The following is a 17,571-nucleotide window of genomic DNA, read 5'->3' on the forward strand; positions in this document are numbered from 1 at the left end:
ACCGGAGCAACAGGTCTGACCGGAGTAACAGGCCCAACTGGAGCAACAGGTCCAACCGGAGTAACAGGCCCAACTGGAGCAACAGGTCCAACCGGAGTAACCGATTCAACCGGAGCAACAGGTCCAACCGGAGTAACAGGCCCAACTGGAGCAACCGGTTCAACCGGAGCAACAGGTCTGACCGGAGTAACAGGCCCAACTGGAGCAACAGGTCCAACCGGAGTAACAGGCCCAACTGGAGCAACAGGTCCAACCGGAGTAACCGATTCAACCGGAGCAACAGGTCCAACCGGAGTAACAGGCCCAACTGGAGCAACCGGTTCGACCGGAGCAACAGGTCTGACCGGAGTAACAGGCCCAACTGGAGCAACAGGTCCAACCGGAGTAACAGGCCCAACTGGAGCAACAGGTCCAACTGGAGCAACAGGTCCAACCGGAGTAACCGGTTCAACCGGAGTAACCGGTTTGACTGGAGCAACAGGTCTGACTGGAGCAACAGGTCCGACCGGAGCAACAGGTCCAACTGGAGCAACAGGTCCAACCGGAGCAACAGGTCCAACTGGAGCAACAGGTCCAACCGGAACAACAGGTCCAACTGGAGCAACAGGTTCAACATCTATAAATCGTATTTATGTAGCAAATCAGGGGGATGGTACTGTTTCAGTGATAGATGGAGAAACAAATACTGTGATTACTGCCATTACAGTTGGAACGAATCCTAATGATGTTGGAGTCAATTCATCAACTAATCGCATTTATGTATCGAATATAACTAGTGATACAGTTTCGGTGATAGATGGAACGACAAATACTGTAATTGCAACTATTCCGGTTGGGGATGCTCCTGGTGGAGTAGGGGTCAATCCATCAACTAATCTTATATATATATCCAATTTTTTTAGTGACAATGTTTCTGTCATTAGAGGATCAACAAATACTGTAATTGCAACTATTCCTCTTGCGGTGCAATCGTTTCCAATAAGAATAGGAGTCAATCCATTAACGAATCGAATTTATGTTGCCAATCTAGGCAATAATACTGTATCGGTGATAGATGGATTAATGAACACGGTGATTACCAATATTTCTGTTGCAGTCGGTGCTTTTGCAGTAGGAGTTAATCCATTAACAAATCGAATTTATGTTTCAAGCACTTCCGGTACTGTTTCGGTGATAGATGGAACGACAAATAGTGTAATCACTACAGTTGGAGTAGGCAACGAGGCAAGGACAGTAGGAGTCAATCCATCAACTAATCTTATATATTTACCTAGTATTGTAAATAACAATATTTCAGTGATAGATGGATCAACGAATACTGTGATTACTACCATTGCTGGAACTGCTTCTCAAGTTGGGGTGGGAGTCAATCCATTAACAAATCGAATATATGTATCAACAGGTGATAATAAAGTATCTGTGATAGATGGTTTGTCAAATACTATTATTTCTACAATTTCTGGATTCTTTGCTCCAGATGGGATAGGAGTTAATCCTTAAATTAAAGTTACTGCTGAAGACACTGATTATGCAAAAAGAGCTACAATCTAGTGTTTTATATTCGATTATTATAAGGATATAGTGATTGGAATGGTAGATGCGGGGCGCTTCCATAATTGGTTTAGCGTCTTATTTTATTTTGAAGAGGAAAGATTACAATCATCATGGTGATAGGTGAATAAGAATTTGTAAAACATATAAACTTAAAACAAGTATAGGAGTTATTCGGAGAAGTAACATTTAATGCAATAGCAACAGAATATGGAGATGCGATATTAAGTGTACTAAATAAATTGATTGATAGCTTATCAGCAGAAAAGCAGTCGGTGGAGAAGAATGAAACAATACAAAACCAAACAACAGAAGCGTAAGTTCTATGACAGTAGTGAGTGGAAGAGCTTACGTGAACAAGTAAAAAAACGTGACAACTATGAGTGTCGAGAGTGTAAACGAAATGGTCGAGTTCAAACAGATACCAATGAGTACAGCGAAAGCGCAAAGCGTAAGAAGATTCAACTCGTTGTCCATCATATTAAAGAGCTTGAGCATCATCCTGATCTTGCATTAGATATAGACAACCTTGAAACAGTCTGTGTGAATTGCCATAACAAAGAGCATGGAAGAGTTTACGAAAAGAAACAAAATAAATGGGAACATGATGAGAAATGGTGAAAATACAACAAAAATACCCCCCCTTAAAATATTTCATGAAAAATTCGTCTTAGGGGCACCGGAGGAGGGGGTCGTTTTTTCAGATTTTTGAGCTGTTTCGTATAGGACCCCTACCCAATATGAAAATATGATTGAATCGAGGTGATATTATGGCGGACATTGATGAGCGTGAGGTGCTAGTTAACAAAGAAAAAAATCGTTTAAAAAGACTATTTAAAGACATCCCACCTAGTAAGTTGAAAGTGGTAGAAGGGTTAATTATTCAAGCAGCGAGATTACGAGTTTTATTGAATGAGATGTGGATGGATATATCTGAGAATGGTGACTATGAAATGTTCTCACAATCTGATAAAACAGAGCCGTATGAAAGAGAACGACCTGTTGCCCGGTTATATAATACCCGTGATCAATCATATCAAAGGGTCATTAAACAATTAACGGATTTGTTGCCAGAGGGAAATAATAAAAAAGAAATTAAGAAGTATTCGGCAAGTGATTTAATATGATTGTTCATAAGTGTGTAAGTGAATATATAGAACTATATGAAACAGGAACCGTATTATTAAATAAAGAACGCATCATGCTTATTAATTATTTAAAGCAAGATATATTAACCCGTAATGATTTACATTTCGATATGGATTTAATTCATAAATGTGTAACTTTCATAGAAAAGTGGCATTTTAAATTAAATTCCTTTCAAAAATTTTTAATAACATTTGTGTTTTTGTTTGATGAATATGAGGATGTTTATTTTGATCAGCATTTTTGGATGATGGCAAGGGGTGCTGGTAAAAACGGATTGATTAGTGCATTGACACACTTCTTTATTAGCGAATTGCATCTTTTTCATACCATAAATAATTTTGTATAGGGAGATGAAAGGGTTTTTTAAAATAATAAAGAAGTATGTATAAACAAATATATAAATGGTAGTGATAGTATGAAAATCAGTAAGTTTGCAGAAGTAAATACTGTAAGTGTAGATACGATTAGACATTATATAGACCTCGGTCTCATTATTCCTGAAAAGAAAGGTGGGCACTATTTTTTTGATGAGTATTGTCAAAAAGATATGGAACTTATTTTAGAGTACAAAAGGCTAGGATTTAGCTTAAATGAAATTAAAGATCTTTTTCTTTATAAAAATTTAGGGAAATCTATAGATTACGAAAAAAATACTTTTTATCAATCTTTATTTAAATTGAAATATGAAAAGATTGAACAGGAAATAAAAAATTTAGAGGAACAAAAAGATAAATTAAAGGAAGCGTTAAATAATTTATCTATAAAAACTAAAATTTCGAATTCAATTTTAGGGATAGATTTAAACGTACTTAATGTATTTAAGTGTTTTAAGTGTAACGGAAATTTGATTCTTGAAGATGGCATTATCAATAAGAATCAAATTGTTGAGGGAAAGTTAATTTGTAATTGTGGTGAAGAATACGCGATTATTTCAGGGGTTTTAACAGCTGGAAACTCATATAAAGCATATGAAAAGACATCACTTGAAGATTCTATTTCGGATTATATCCATGAAACTGATACTGCTTTTTTGGAAAATGTTCAAAGAGGAGGAGAATGGGCGAAAAAGAAACTAATGCAACTAGATTTAAATGAAAAAATACTACTTGATTTAGGATCTGGTATTGGGTTCTTTTTACGAAATATTTATGAGGAACTACCAGGAAATTGTCTATATATTGCTGTTGATCGAGATTTGAATAAACTTTTATTTTTAAAAGATGTAATTGAAAGAAGAAACCCGAAAAGAAACATTCTATTTATCTGTGCCGACTTTTTAAACATACCTATTCAGAATTATTCTGCTGATATTGTCATTGATCAGTCTGGTACAAGTAATTATAGTTTTGAGCATAAAAACTTTTTGTTGCATGAATTAAATCCACTTTTTAAGCCAGAGTGTTATATGCTAAGCTCATATATTTTATTTAAAAATTTCAGCATACATAGTCATATATCAATTAAATTACGAGAGAATTTTACCTCTTCAAAAGTTAAGGGAGAAATTCAAAAACTACAGTTTCAAACCATTGATGAAAGAACTTCTAATTATTTGGAAAGAGGCGGGAAATACGAAAATTTCTTCGTTCAAGGAGAAGAAATTTATACATATTCATTTTTCGGAAGAAGATGGGGTTAACCCCATCTTCTTTTATTTTTCTTTTAAAACTTTTTAATAATAGCATATTGATATTGGGTTGACCCGAGAACTTACACTGTATGTAATACAAAGTTAAACGGGAGGAAAGAGTTATGGGATGTTTACGAATACATTCACAAAATGAGCAAAGTACTCAAGAACTAAGAAATATTTATCTCTATTCATTTGGGAAAACAGTATCAATATTTGGTAGCTCTATTTATAGTTTCGCATTAGGATTATATGTGTTACAAATAACCGGATCAGCATGGAATTTCGCAATTACGCTTATTTTAGGAACGATTCCAATGATTGTTATGAATCCATTTGCAGGTGTAATCGCAGATAAAGTTGATAAAAAGAAACTGGTCGTTTGTATGGATTTACTAAGTGGAGGCTTATTAATTACTGTTTATATATTGAGCAGTAATTATGGATTAAACTTATTCATCATTTATACTACTACTTTTCTTTTAACAGTATTTACAACGTTTTTTGGAATAGGATTAGAATCCGCAAAACCGAATATCGTCTCTAAAGAGAGGTTAATGAGTATTAATTCTATAAGTAAAATTATCGATTCTGTATCTTTAATTCTCGGTCCTATGTTAGGTGGTATCGTTTTTGCTGTTGTAGACATAAAACTTTTTATAATGATAAACGGTATTTCATTTATCCTTTCTGGCATATCCATACTGTTTATTCACTTTAAATTGTTCGGGCACGATATAAAGGAAGAATGTTCAATAAGAGAAATTAATTTTATTAAAGATATAAAAGAGGGATACTTTTACTTAATGGAGAGGGAGAGCTTAAAGAATACGTTTCATATTTTAATTTCGCTTAATTTCTTCTTAGGATTTTCTGTAACTGTTCCATTACCATACATTATTAACACAGTTCTCAATCTTAGTTCGAAGCAATTTGGTATCATTCAAGGAACTTTTCCAGTAGGGATGATAATTGGTGCAATTTTAGTGAAAAAGATAACTAATCGTTTTTCTTACTCTTATCTTTTGAAAAAGCTAAGTTCAATGTTGGCAGTTTTTATGATTATTTCAGGAATTCCAGTTTTATTCAAAAGTTTTGAAGCAAATGATTTTGTATGCGTTATTACGTATTGTGTTGTTATGTTCTCTTTCGGGCTAATAATAGCGTTAATTGATATTCCTTTAATTTATTTCATGCAAAAAGAAGTTCCTGATGAATATAGGGGAAGAGTGCTCAGTATTGGATTAAGTATAGGTAAAATGATGCAGCCGATAGCACTGACATTATCAGGTCTATTATTAAATTATATTCCGGCCTACACGCTTCCAATTGCAGGAGGGATAGTATTTCTTATTTTAAATAAAGTATATTCATATAAATTGAATTTAGAAATTCATTCCAAAGATTATAGTGTTTAACGTAACTATTTGATATTGTTACAGATAAAAAAGCGCAGGATGATGCCCCTACGCTTTTTTATCGTAATTCAGCTGTCTTTCTAATAACAATCTTATCAATATCATCTTCTTCATCACCAATAAATAATCCACGCTCTTTTAAATACATTTCAAAGTATAAATCTGCTTCTGCACGTTCATCATATGGTTTTACAGAAAGTACGAAACCTAATTTGTTTTGCTCATCTAAATGAGAAGTGGAGATATAAGCTGGTACATTATGGCGTAAAAAGAGTTCTTTAACGGGAATAATCATATCTTTCATTAACTTTGTTAACATACCCATTTCAAACTCAAAATTAAAGCGATCTATGCTAGATAAATCAGCGAATACTACACCGATAAAACCTGTATTAAATACTTCTTGGTATTCTACATCTTCGTTACCATAAAAATTCTTTTCGATCAAATAATTTATAAAATAAGACACACCATCACTTTGTTCAAAAGGTTTTGTTGAAAGAACAAAGCCGATTTTCTTTTGGTTATGTAAATACACACATGACATATATGCAGTGATATTATGTTCTTTAAATAATGCGCTCATTGCTCCAGATAGACCATCAAGTACATGATGAACAATTTGAAGTTTTTTACGAGCGAAATAATAGGATTTCTTTTGTAACTCCAATGTATCAATAAAGACAGAGCCGATAAAGCCTGTATTTGAAATAATAGGTGTTTGCTTTTTTCTTCCTCTGCGCTTTGCTTGAGCCATTGTAAAAACCATCCCTTCATGTACAATTAAAGTAAAAGAACATTTGTTCGTATATGTATATTTTACTATTAAAACACTCTAAAGTAAAGGGTTTTTGATGAAAAAAACAACAAAAAAGACACCTGTAAAAGGTGTCTTAAACGCTGTAGGGAATAGGGTTTATCCCGTTTATTTATATTATGATACAGAAACAATCTCTTCTGTATCTTCTACATCTAAATGACAGTCCATAGTACGTACATCTTGATCTTCATGACTTCCGAAATAAATAGTAATTTTCATATGTATCGCTCCTTTATTCTAGGAATACCTAAAATAATTACTAGTAATGTTAATGTTTATTATATACCACTTTTTTCATTCCGACAACGTTATATCATTTTTAATTCTTTTCAGCTATCCCGCATAAATTAAAGAGATATTTTTATAGAAAAAGGTAAATAACTTATGTGTTATATTTAAAATCAAAGAGTTCGGATACTAATTTTTATGAAAGGAGCACAATTTATGAATTATAAACAGTTACTATTAGATAATTTTACATTTAAAATCTCATATATTGCTAGACTTGTGCAAGGAATGAATGTAAAAGAAACGAAGGATTACATTGCTGTCGACTGTGGTTTACCTGCAGATACATTTAATATCATTACTTTACTTAACAATAATGTAACAGATAGAGCTAAGCAATTAAATAAGGAGGTAGAATACTATAATCAAAAGAAGTTTCCAATGTGTGTTTGGCTTTGGGATGAAGAACAAGGGCAGACTATTAAGAGCGAGTTATTAAAACTTGGTTTAAAAGAAGCAGAACATAGTATTGCGATGGTTGCAGACTTAAAAACAATTTCTCCAACAATAGACACGCCAGTAGGCTTTACAATTCAACAAGCATCTTCGCTCGGACAAATACAAAGATTTGGAGAAACGCTAGCTGATCTATTCGGTACATCAGAGGAAGGTATACATGTACAATCATTCTATAATCAAATTTCTTCTTTCGATTTATGGAATAGTGAAAATATGAAGCTATACTTAGGCATGTATAAAGATGAAGTTGTAACTGTTGGTTCGCTGGTCTGTACAAAAGATAGTATTGGTATTTATGACATAGCAACTCAAGAAGAGATGAGAGGACGAGGATTCGGTTCTACTATGTTTAACTTCTTACTGCAAGAAGCCAAGCAATTAAAAAATACTTATTGCGTTTTACAAGCTTCACCTGATGGAATCAATATTTATAAAAAGTCGGGCTTTCAAGCTGTAGGACGAATGACAGTTTTTGGAAATCGACATTTATTTGAGTAAATCATACAAGTCAAATTGTTTTAAATATAGGAGTTAACATACCGTTATGAAAAAAATATCTCTAATTACAATCATTTGTTTTTTCATAGTAATAAGTATCTTTATTTTTCGGCAAATAAACGAACATAAATACACTAAAGCTATTAATCAATCAAATCATATAAAAAATATCGCACATAGAGGCGCTTCTGCGTATGCACCAGAACATACAATAGCAGCATATAAATTAGGCCAACAATTGAAGGGGGATTATATAGAAATTGATCTCAAAATGACAAAAGACGGACATTTACTAGCTATGCATGATGAAACCGTAAACCGTACAACAAACGGTAAAGGGTTAGTAAAAGAACATACATTAGAAGAAATGAAGCAACTAAATGTAGGCTCTTTTTTCAATGAAAAATATCCGAATTTTGCAAAGAAAGAATTTGAAAATGCTAAAGTTCCAACGTTAAAAGAAATTATAGAAATGTTTGGGCATAATGCTAATTATTATATAGAAACAAAGTCACCAGATGAATATCCGGGTATGGAAGAAAAGCTATTAGAAATTGTAAAGTACTACCAAATAAGTGATAAAGTTATTATTCAATCCTTTAGTGAAGAAAGTCTGCAAAAGATTCATAGTTTACATGCTAATATCCCACTAGTACAATTATTATCATATAAAAAGGCAGTTCAATTAAATGAATTAGAGATAGAAAAGTATAAAACATACTGCATTGGTCTTGGTATGAATTACAAATATATTGATTCAGCTTACGTAAAGAAAATAAAGAAACACGGATTAGAAGTTCATCCATTTACAGTAGATAATGAAAAAGATATGAAAAAGTTACTTTCATGGGGAGTCGACGGGATGTTTACTAATTATCCGGATCGTTTACATTCAATATTGGATTTAAAAAATCATAAATAAAAAGAATTACCCGATAGGAAATGATATACGGCTGTTTTCATGATGGTAATATCATTGAATACATTGGGCCGAAGTTTAAATAACTATGCAAAAGAGAAAATAAAAAGAATCCAATAACTTTATTGGATTCTTTTTATTTAGTTCTATGCACCCATCGTGAAACAATAGGATAATGAAACTCTTTATTTTGTAATTCATATAAAATCCCTTTAATTGGTCCTAAAATTACAGCAGCTAAAAGTATTATATATAGTGGAATTGTTCCAAAAATAACAAACAAGGAATTTGTACTCAAGTCAATGTGTAATAAGGAAAACATGAGCGTACGGACTACTACGAAGTTCCAAAGAAATACAGCGAGCCATACTCCAAATTGAAAAAGGGCTGATTCTAGATTCATTTCTTTTATACTTTGTGATTTGAAAACGAAATAAAGTATGAGCGGTATAAAGAAAAGTGTATTACCAAAGAGGAAAAAGGCCAAGAAAGATAATAAAGTAATTCCATGTATCGCTAGTTTAATGTTTTTATCTTGTGATAGTATCATCAAAATCCTCCTATATTTAATGTAGATGGTAAAAAACAATACAACCCATTATATCATAGGAAACATGGAATAAAAATGAACTAGAAAGTAATCAAAATGTAACTAATTTTAACTACGTTTTTTATATTTTTTTGATACACTGACTACGAGAGGAATGCCGATTAAAGTAGGTAAAAACCAAAACCAAATTGGCGGAAGTAAATTTATAATAGGAATATGGATGCCTATATTTACTAAAAGTGCGGTGACGGCACCAATATAAGAGCCTAACATACCTCTAATATGGTGGTGAAGCCAATTTTTCCAACGCTTTTTTCTTGCAAGGTAACCATAAATCGCAAATGAATAAGAGAAAATTGCTACATAAAATAAATATGCGATTTTATCCCAATTTATTATGGACAATATGATTGCAGTAAGGGTGATAACAACATAAGATGCATGATATATTTCGCCCCATTCTGTATGTTTGCCTTTCTTCTTTTGAGCAACCATCGCTACAATACCGGTAATTAAGCATATTGTTCCAAATAAAATGTGTATGGATAAAAGAATGTTGAAAATGCTCATAATAATTCCTCCTTTTTTATTTTTATAGTATTGCAGTATAGGAGAAAAGTTGAAACATATTGTTTATTCGTCTTAATATATTGAAATAAAGGTACTCTTAGAACAAATTTAAACGGACAAATTTTCTTGAATTTAGTGAGTCACGTATTACGTGAAATGAAGGAGAGACTCCCATGTTTACATCTATTACATATTTACAATCAGGGAATGACAAGCAACAAAAGGTATATGATGTTTTGAATAAACTAAACATCATGCAGGATTTAGCTTTGTATAGTCCCGTTCTTTGCGGGACAATACCTATAAGAGTTGATACGCTTCAATCTGACTTAGATATTGTAATGGAAGTACATAACTTTGATGTTTTTGAACAAGAAATGAGATCTTTATATGGCTCTTATGAAGGATTCAAAATAAAAAAGAAAAAAATTAAAAATACTGAATCGATAAAAGTAAATTTTGAATTTGAAGGTTTTGAATTTGAATTATTTGCTCAGCCTAATCCAGTGCGTAACCAAAATGCATATAGACATATGATAGTAGAGCACATGTTATTAATGCAGCATCCACATATAAGGGAAGAAATTATTCGCTTAAAAGAGAACGGTTTAAAAACAGAACCCGCTTTTGCTCAAGTATTAAAAATTGACGGAGATCCTTATGAAGAACTTATTTTATTGGGACAGGAAATGCGTTTGTGGTAAATAAGGTACACAAAAAATCCTCTTATAAATAAAAGAGGATTTTTGTTATATCATTAACTTACGGATTAATCCACTTAACAATTTTATCCCGGTAATTATTTGTTCTGGAGAAGCATATCCATACGATAAACGTATACATTGATCTGATTCTTCTTCATAAATACGTCCTGGGTTTAAAAGAATCCCTTTTGATAGTGCCTCTAAAAATAGTCTCTTCATCGGAATGTTAGGTACAACCTTTAGCCATATAAAAAATCCACCACTAGGAATATCCCAAGTTGCTATGTCTGCACAATACATATGTAAAGCTTGTACCATCATTTTTCTTCGTTCTTTTAAATGCGTTCTTACGTTCGCTACATGGTCTTCATAAAAACCTTTATTTATCCATTCAGCAGCAACTCTTTGAGATAAAGAACTAGACCCATAGTCTGTTTGCATTTTTATATCTGATAATCTATCAATAACAGGTTCTGGTCCGATAATCCATCCAATTCTAAGTCCTGGAGTTAGTGTTTTAGAGAGGCTACCAACATATAATACATGTCCATGTTTATCTATCGATTTTAAAGGAGCTGGAGGAGGTTCATCAATCCATAACTCACGGTAAATATCGTCTTCGATGATAGGTAACTGTTCCTTTTCACATACTTTTAATATTTCTTTCCGGCGCTTTTCAGACATTAATATCCCTGTTGGATTTTGAAAACAAGGAATAGAATATAAAATATTTTTCTTTTGACTATATTTAATACGTGTTAATAAATCGCTAGGTAAAATCCCGTAATGATCCATCGCTATACCAGATAGGTGTATATTTGCTGATTGAAAAACATGAAGTGAATATAAGTAAGAAGGTTGTTCGAGTAAAACGGTTGATTTTCTATGTAAAAGACCAATTGATTTTAATTGTAATGCTTGTAATGCACCGGAGACGATTAATATAGAATTAGGCGATACGTGTATTCCAAACGATTTTACGTAATTACTTATTGCTTCACGTAACGGAAAAAAACCTTTTTGTTCCTCATATCCGAAATAATCTAATTCCTCACTAACGTTTTTCATAATGGATTGCATTGTTTCTAGTGGGAAAAGATGCGGGGCAAGTTCGCCTTTACTAAGATGGATAAGTGTTTTATTTGATTCCGCTTCATTTATTTCACGTACCATTACCTTACTTGGTTTATGAATACCAGCCTTTACATATTCACTCCAATTAGGCGGGGGATTCGTTGCTAATAAGGACCACGTATTATTCATAACAATTGTTCCTGCCCCGATTTGCCCTTGAATTAAGCCGTCAGCCATAAGCTCTTCTAGCGCAGTTATTACAGTACTCCGATTTACATGAAATAACTTTGCTAACTGCCGCTGGCTAGGAATCTTACTTCCGATTGGCCATTCTCCGTTTTCAATTTTTTCTTTCATATAGTCTATTATCTGCCGATATTTAGGCACCTTTTTATCGATTGTCATATAAAAAACTCCCTCGTTTATTTAAAAATGAAAAGTGGTTGGTTTTTTCGATAAATAACTGGTTGAAGACATTGTATCAACTATTAAATATGATGAAAAGAAATAATTGGCAATTTGAAAATGGTTGGTTTATTGGAGAGGAAGAGAAAACATGTTTAATAAAAAATGGGATTTCCAAATCATATGTGCTCACGCTTTTACGATTCTAATATGGGGAACTGCATTTCCGGTAATTCGTATGGGGCTTGAATCATACACACCTGAACATCTTACTTTACTACGCTTGTTAATCGCTTCATTCATACTTCTTGTGTTTTCCTTTATATACAAACTACGATTACCTGATTTGAAAGACATTCCAGCGATTTTTATATTCGGTGCTTTAGGGTTTACTATTTATCACATTGCATTAAACTACGGTGAAAAAACTGTAAATGCTGGATCGGCAAGTTTAATTGTTTCAGTTACTCCTATTGTAACGGCAATTCTTGCTTTTGTTTTTTTGAATGAAAAAATGAAATTAAATGGTTGGATCGGTGGTGTAATTAGTTTTATTGGAATTGCTCTCATATCATTTAGTCAAGGAGGTTCTATTCAATTTAATAGTGGAGGATTATTTATATTATTAGCAGCCGTTTCAGAAAGCCTATTTTTCGTTTTCCAAACTTCTTACTTGAAAAAGTACGGCTTTTTGCCATTTACCATATATACAATTTTATATAGCACTGTATGTAAGCTTATTTTCTTACCGGGAATTTATACAGAAATACTAGCAGCTCCTCTTGAAGTGAATGTGAGTGTTATATATTTAGGTTTATTTCCAACAGTACTCCCGTATCTTGCCTTAGCGTATATTATATCTCGTGCTGGTGCTTCCGAGGCAACAAGTTCTCTATATTTAACGCCAGTCACTGCGTGCTTTATAGCTTGGGTATGGTTAGGTGAAGTACCGACTTTTATTTCTGTAATTGGAGGTGGGATTACTATACTTGGGATATTGATTGCTCATATACGAGTAGTAAGAAAAGAAAAACATAGGAATCTAGTAAACAATAAATCGATATAACTTAATTAGATAATGATTTTATGATACTTTTTGATATAGTTTCTTTCTTATGTTGATAAATATAATATTTTGTATTTCAGTTAAATATTGTATGCTACATTTTATGTAGTAAACATTTTAAAAGGAGCTGACAACATAATGAATGGAAAAAGAAAAATTTTCATATGTATTTCAATTGCAGGAATCGGACTAGCTAGTTTTTCTAATTCTAGTTTCTCAGCAAGTGTAACGGACAATTCAATACACAATTCTATTCCCATAGTTAATCAACAAGTAGCTGCTGCAAAGGAAATGAAACCATTTCCCCAGCAAGTTAATTATGCAGGTGTTATAAAACCGAATCATGTTACACAGGAAAGTTTAAATGCTTCTGTAAGAAGTTACTACGATAATTGGAAAAAGAAATATTTGAAAAATGATTTATCTTCTTTACCTGGTGGTTATTACGTAAAAGGAGAGATTACAGGTGATGCGGATGGGTTTAAGCCACTTGGAACTTCAGAAGGTCAAGGGTATGGGATGATAATTACAGTATTAATGGCTGGTTATGATTCGAATGCTCAAAAAATCTATGACGGTTTATTTAAAACAGCAAGAACTTTTAAAAGCTCTCAAAATCCTAATTTAATGGGGTGGGTTGTCGCAGATAGTAAAAAAGCACAAGGTCATTTTGATTCTGCTACTGATGGGGATTTAGATATTGCGTATTCTCTTCTTCTTGCTCATAAGCAGTGGGGATCAAATGGATCAGTTAATTATTTGAAAGAAGCACAAAACATGATTACAAAAGGTATTAAAGCTAGTAATGTTACGAATAATAACCGACTAAATTTAGGAGATTGGGATTCTAAAAGTTCACTTGATACAAGGCCATCTGATTGGATGATGTCACACCTTAGAGCATTTTATGAATTTACAGGTGATAAAACTTGGCTTACTGTTATTAATAATTTGTACGATGTATATATGCAATTTAGTAATAAGTACTCTCCAAATACAGGGCTTATTTCAGATTTTGTTGTAAAAAACCCACCACAACCCGCACCTAAAGATTTCTTAGATGAGTCAGAATATACAAATGCATATTATTACAATGCTAGTCGGGTACCGTTGAGAATTGTAATGGACTATGCGATGTACGGCGAGAAAAGAAGTAAAGTCATTTCTGATAAAGTCTCTTCATGGATTCAAAATAAAACGAATGGAAATCCTTCAAAAATTGTGGATGGTTATCAATTAAACGGATCAAATATTGGTAGTTATCCAACTGCTGTATTTGTTTCACCGTTTATTACTGCAAGTATAACGAGTAGCAATAATCAAAAGTGGGTAAATAGTGGTTGGGATTGGATGAAGAATAAGAGAGAAAGTTATTTTAGTGATAGTTATAATTTATTAACTATGTTATTTATTACAGGAAATTGGTGGAAACCTGTACCTGATGATAAAAAAATACAAAATCAAATAAATGATGCAATTTATGAAGGATACGATAATTAATTAAATTTGAGAATGGTTACTTAAGAAAGGAATTAGCATACGCTAGTTCCTTTCTTAATATTTTGTAAAACATTATCCATTCTAAAATTCGCATAGATATACTTGCTTTTTTCATATACATAGTTATTGATGACTCTATGTTTTTATGAGGGGAGAGTATTTCTTGGAAAAAGTATTATTTTTCGGAGACCCAGGTATTGATGACTCATTTGCCATTATGTATGGTTTACTGCATCCCGAAATTGAAATTGTAGGTATTGTAACTGGATACGGAAATGTTGAGCATATACATGCTGCACATAATGCAGCGTATATTTTACAGTTAGCAAATAGACAAGACATTCCTGTCATTAGTGGTGCAACAAAACCACTTACAGAAGAAATTACTACGTACTACCCTGAAATTCACGGAGCAGAAGGATTAGGGCCCATCCATGTTCCAGAAAGCGTATTATCTATTCCAATATACAATTTTGGTAGTATCGCTGCGATTCTTGTAAAGTACGAAAAAGATTTAACGATTGTCGATGTAGGAAGATCTACCTCGTTAGCAATTGCTTTTAATTTATGGAGTGACTTAATGCTGAATGTAAAAGGAATCTATTTCATGGGTGGCGTCTTTTTAGAAGTAGGAAATGTAACACCATTAGCGGAGGCAAACGTGTATGGAGATCCTATAGCAAGTAAAATTGTTTTCCATCAAGCAAAGAATTTATTAATATTCCCTTTAAATGTAACAAACAAAGCTGTGTTAACACCAAATGTATTTAGCTATATTCAAGCTAATACAAAGAATCCATTTCATATGATAATGAAACCCATGTATGATTACTATCTATCCGCATACCAAAAGCTTAATCCATCTATGGAAGGACCTTTGCTACATGATGTGGTTGCAATAAGTGGATTAGTAAATCCAAGTTTTTTTGAATTTGTGCATCGTACAGTAAATGTAGATACATACGGAGATACGAAAGGACAAACATTTGCTGATTTTCGCCCTAGCTCTATATCTGAAGGAGCCCGTATAGCACTAGAAATAGATGAACAAAAATTCATTCAAGATTTTATAAAAATCATGTTATAAGTTGTTGTCGAAAAAGGGAATTATTTCACTACGTTGAATATAAAAATATATCCTCTTTATAAAGGAGCTTACAATATTGAATGTCCAGTTAAAGGTTGTTACGAGAGAGAATTGGGAAGATGCATTAAAGTTACAAGTTAAAGAAAATCAGTTGAAATTTGTTCCATCCGTAGCAGTTTCGCTTGCTAAAGTATATATAAAACCAGATGGTGACAATGTAGAATACATACCATTTGCTATATACGATGGTGACCTTATGGTTGGTTTTGTTATGCATGCTGTTGTAATAGAGACATCGGATATGTATTGGATTAACGGATTTATTATTGATGAATCGCAGCAAGGTAATGGTTATGGAAAAGCGGCATTACAAGAAAGTATTTATTTAATAAAAAATACGTTTAAGGCGTGTAAAGAAATAAGATTAACAGTACATAAAGATAATATATGTGCAAAGAAATTATATGAAAATTACGGTTTTCAACCATTGGGACATGATTATGATGGTGAGGAAGTATATCGTGTATTCGTTTAACTATATGTAGTAAAGTTGTGAAATGAATTATGCAATTTACTGAAGTGAAAATTGAAGTATTTATCCCTGAAGAATACGTTGAAATGTTGAGGGATGCGTTAAATAAAATTGGTGCTTGTAAAACAGGAAAATATGACCATTGTCTGTCCTACAGTTCTGTGAAAGGATACTGGAGACCATTAGACAGTGCATCACCTTTTAACGGGGAAATTGGTCAAATATGCAAAGGACAAGAATGTAAAGTAGAAATAAAGTGTAAACGAGTACTTGTAAAAAGTGCTCTTGAAATTATTAATGAAATTCACCCGTATGAAACACCTATCATTTATATTATACCGATATTAAATGACTATTTTAATCAAATATAAAGTAAATGACTAGGAGGAATATCAATTGAAAAGTAAATTCCATCAAATTGTACGAGCAGTCGTGATAAAAGATGAGAAATTATTGGTTGCTGAATATATTGGGCATCATTATTTTTTACCAGGTGGCCATGTTGAAATCGGGGAATCAGCAGAGCATGCATTAATAAGAGAGCTACGAGAAGAACTTGGAGTAAACTGCAGTATAAAACAATTTTTAGGAGTTATAGAAAACCGATGGCAAGATAAAGAAATGCTTCATCATGAAATCAACCACATTTTTGAAGTATCTTCAAAAGAGTTGTATATTGATTTACCACCAAAGTCTAGAGAATCCCATTTAGCATTTCATTGGATAGATTATAGTAAAGAATCTTTAAAAACTTATAAAATCATGCCAATGCCCTCCGTTAAAGAATTACTAGAAAGAAAATTAAATGATGAACTACTAAATTGTTGGATAAGTAATTTTTAAATCACTCTATGTATAGTAAATACGTCCTTCGAAAGGATATTAAGAAAATAGGCTAAAAAACAAGGTACACCACCTAGTGTAAGTTCATATTTTGTTGATGTACGTATTTAGTCTGTAGCTTTGTTTCTATTTGGTTTACAAAAATATATAAACTTTTTACATTTGGGCGGAATTACTTATAAATGGAGGGGTTCGTAATGAATCAGTTTCAACAAGAACTACAATCATTAAACCTTAATGATTATCAATCTGGTAATGTAGTTTACTGGGATCAACAACAAAATCAATATCCATACTATTATATTCAAGACGATGGACGTCGTTGCGGTGGCTGCGGAGGTTGTGGTGGACGCTGTGGTGGATGTGGCGGCAGATGCGGTGGTTGTGCAGGACGTTGCGGTGGATGTGTAGGTTGCGCAGGATGTTTCAGCTGCTTTAATTGCTGGAACTGGTGGATTATTTAAGTATAGAAAATCAATAATATTTCACATGAAAGAAAGGTGTTTAT

The 17,571-nt window shown here is 32.8% G+C and carries 19 protein-coding genes and 1 pseudogene; 16 read left to right on the forward strand and 4 right to left on the reverse strand.

The genetic code is table 11. The features are described from left to right. The 6 genes and pseudogenes from DPQ31_RS29695 to DPQ31_RS12995 all read left to right on the forward strand — a co-directional run. Positions 1-1,500: YVTN family beta-propeller repeat-containing protein (locus tag DPQ31_RS29695; RefSeq protein ID WP_208732012.1), on the forward strand; the 1,500-nt coding region annotated here is incomplete at its 5' end. A gap of 336 nt (positions 1,501-1,836) precedes the next feature. Next, a complete protein-coding gene (locus DPQ31_RS12975; RefSeq protein WP_208732013.1) occupies positions 1,837-2,172 on the forward strand; it encodes an HNH endonuclease in 336 nt (111 codons plus the stop codon). 149 nt (positions 2,173-2,321) lie between these two features. Next, positions 2,322-2,678, forward strand: coding sequence for a hypothetical protein (locus DPQ31_RS12980; protein WP_000763336.1), 357 nt, complete (start codon positions 2,322-2,324; stop codon positions 2,676-2,678). Further along, positions 2,675-3,016 (forward strand): annotated as a pseudogene (locus DPQ31_RS12985) (terminase large subunit); the annotation flags it as partial. The gene DPQ31_RS12980 and the pseudogene DPQ31_RS12985, both read left to right, overlap by 4 nt. A gap of 99 nt (positions 3,017-3,115) precedes the next feature. Continuing rightward, positions 3,116-4,339: a methyltransferase domain-containing protein gene (locus DPQ31_RS12990; protein ID WP_208732014.1), complete on the forward strand. Its 1,224-nt coding sequence runs from the start codon at positions 3,116-3,118 to the stop codon at positions 4,337-4,339. Positions 4,340-4,452: 113 nt separating this feature from the next. Next, the gene (locus tag DPQ31_RS12995) at positions 4,453-5,748 is read left to right on the forward strand and encodes an MFS transporter (protein ID WP_199631663.1); all 1,296 of its coding nucleotides are present in this window, start codon (positions 4,453-4,455) and stop codon (positions 5,746-5,748) included. Positions 5,749-5,806: 58 nt separating this feature from the next. On the opposite strand, the gene DPQ31_RS13000 is transcribed toward DPQ31_RS12995, so the two are convergent. Continuing rightward, positions 5,807-6,517, reverse strand: coding sequence for a hypothetical protein (locus DPQ31_RS13000; protein WP_199631662.1), 711 nt, complete (start codon positions 6,515-6,517; stop codon positions 5,807-5,809). A gap of 495 nt (positions 6,518-7,012) precedes the next feature. Between DPQ31_RS13000 and DPQ31_RS13005 the strand changes: the two genes are divergently transcribed. Both DPQ31_RS13005 and DPQ31_RS13010 read left to right on the forward strand, forming a co-directional pair. Beyond that, the gene (locus DPQ31_RS13005; RefSeq protein ID WP_097958614.1) at positions 7,013-7,813 is read left to right on the forward strand and encodes a GNAT family N-acetyltransferase; all 801 of its coding nucleotides are present in this window, start codon (positions 7,013-7,015) and stop codon (positions 7,811-7,813) included. 46 nt (positions 7,814-7,859) lie between these two features. Beyond that, positions 7,860-8,735, forward strand: coding sequence for a glycerophosphodiester phosphodiesterase (locus DPQ31_RS13010; protein WP_097958615.1), 876 nt, complete (start codon positions 7,860-7,862; stop codon positions 8,733-8,735). 133 nt (positions 8,736-8,868) lie between these two features. Here the strand turns inward: DPQ31_RS13010 and DPQ31_RS13015 are convergent, their stop codons facing one another. Both DPQ31_RS13015 and DPQ31_RS13020 read right to left on the reverse strand, forming a co-directional pair. Then, complete coding sequence (locus DPQ31_RS13015; RefSeq protein WP_000603895.1) at positions 8,869-9,282, reverse strand: magnetosome magnetite crystal formation protein family; 414 nt, start codon at positions 9,280-9,282, stop codon at positions 8,869-8,871. Between the two features lie 108 nt (positions 9,283-9,390). Then, positions 9,391-9,852 carry a DUF2306 domain-containing protein gene (locus DPQ31_RS13020; protein WP_000021723.1) on the reverse strand — a complete coding sequence of 154 codons (462 nt, stop codon included), beginning with the start codon at positions 9,850-9,852 and terminating at the stop codon, positions 9,391-9,393. Between the two features lie 173 nt (positions 9,853-10,025). Between DPQ31_RS13020 and DPQ31_RS13025 the strand changes: the two genes are divergently transcribed. Beyond that, positions 10,026-10,556, forward strand: a complete 531-nt coding sequence (locus tag DPQ31_RS13025; protein ID WP_199631660.1) for a DUF4269 domain-containing protein — start codon at positions 10,026-10,028, stop codon at positions 10,554-10,556. A 45-nt stretch (positions 10,557-10,601) separates the two neighbouring features. Here the strand turns inward: DPQ31_RS13025 and DPQ31_RS13030 are convergent, their stop codons facing one another. Further along, positions 10,602-12,035 (reverse strand): MocR-like pyridoxine biosynthesis transcription factor PdxR, encoded by a 1,434-nt coding sequence (locus DPQ31_RS13030; protein WP_208732015.1) that lies wholly within the window; start codon positions 12,033-12,035, stop codon positions 10,602-10,604. Positions 12,036-12,186: 151 nt separating this feature from the next. Between DPQ31_RS13030 and DPQ31_RS13035 the strand changes: the two genes are divergently transcribed. The 7 genes from DPQ31_RS13035 (at position 12,187) to DPQ31_RS13065 (ending at position 17,527) form a co-directional block, all read left to right on the forward strand. Continuing rightward, the gene (locus DPQ31_RS13035; protein WP_208732016.1) at positions 12,187-13,101 is read left to right on the forward strand and encodes a DMT family transporter; all 915 of its coding nucleotides are present in this window, start codon (positions 12,187-12,189) and stop codon (positions 13,099-13,101) included. Positions 13,102-13,239: 138 nt separating this feature from the next. Beyond that, on the forward strand, positions 13,240-14,601 hold the full coding sequence (locus DPQ31_RS13040; RefSeq protein WP_208732017.1) for a family 8 glycosyl hydrolase: 1,362 nt from the start codon (positions 13,240-13,242) through the stop codon (positions 14,599-14,601). Positions 14,602-14,764: 163 nt separating this feature from the next. Then, positions 14,765-15,688 carry a nucleoside hydrolase gene (locus DPQ31_RS13045; protein ID WP_199633455.1) on the forward strand — a complete coding sequence of 308 codons (924 nt, stop codon included), beginning with the start codon at positions 14,765-14,767 and terminating at the stop codon, positions 15,686-15,688. 76 nt (positions 15,689-15,764) lie between these two features. Further along, positions 15,765-16,223, forward strand: a complete 459-nt coding sequence (locus tag DPQ31_RS13050; protein WP_208732018.1) for a GNAT family N-acetyltransferase — start codon at positions 15,765-15,767, stop codon at positions 16,221-16,223. Positions 16,224-16,252: 29 nt separating this feature from the next. Then, positions 16,253-16,591, forward strand: a complete 339-nt coding sequence (cutA, locus tag DPQ31_RS13055; RefSeq protein WP_087969309.1) for a divalent cation tolerance protein CutA — start codon at positions 16,253-16,255, stop codon at positions 16,589-16,591. 25 nt (positions 16,592-16,616) lie between these two features. Continuing rightward, positions 16,617-17,063, forward strand: coding sequence for an NUDIX domain-containing protein (locus tag DPQ31_RS13060; RefSeq protein WP_097958624.1), 447 nt, complete (start codon positions 16,617-16,619; stop codon positions 17,061-17,063). 197 nt (positions 17,064-17,260) lie between these two features. After that, the gene (locus DPQ31_RS13065; RefSeq protein ID WP_001071378.1) at positions 17,261-17,527 is read left to right on the forward strand and encodes a heterocycloanthracin/sonorensin family bacteriocin; all 267 of its coding nucleotides are present in this window, start codon (positions 17,261-17,263) and stop codon (positions 17,525-17,527) included. Positions 17,528-17,571 lie beyond the last annotated feature (44 nt).

Source organism: Bacillus sp. COPE52 (genome assembly GCF_003355115.1).
Classification (GTDB): domain Bacteria; phylum Bacillota; class Bacilli; order Bacillales; family Bacillaceae_G; genus Bacillus_A; species Bacillus_A toyonensis.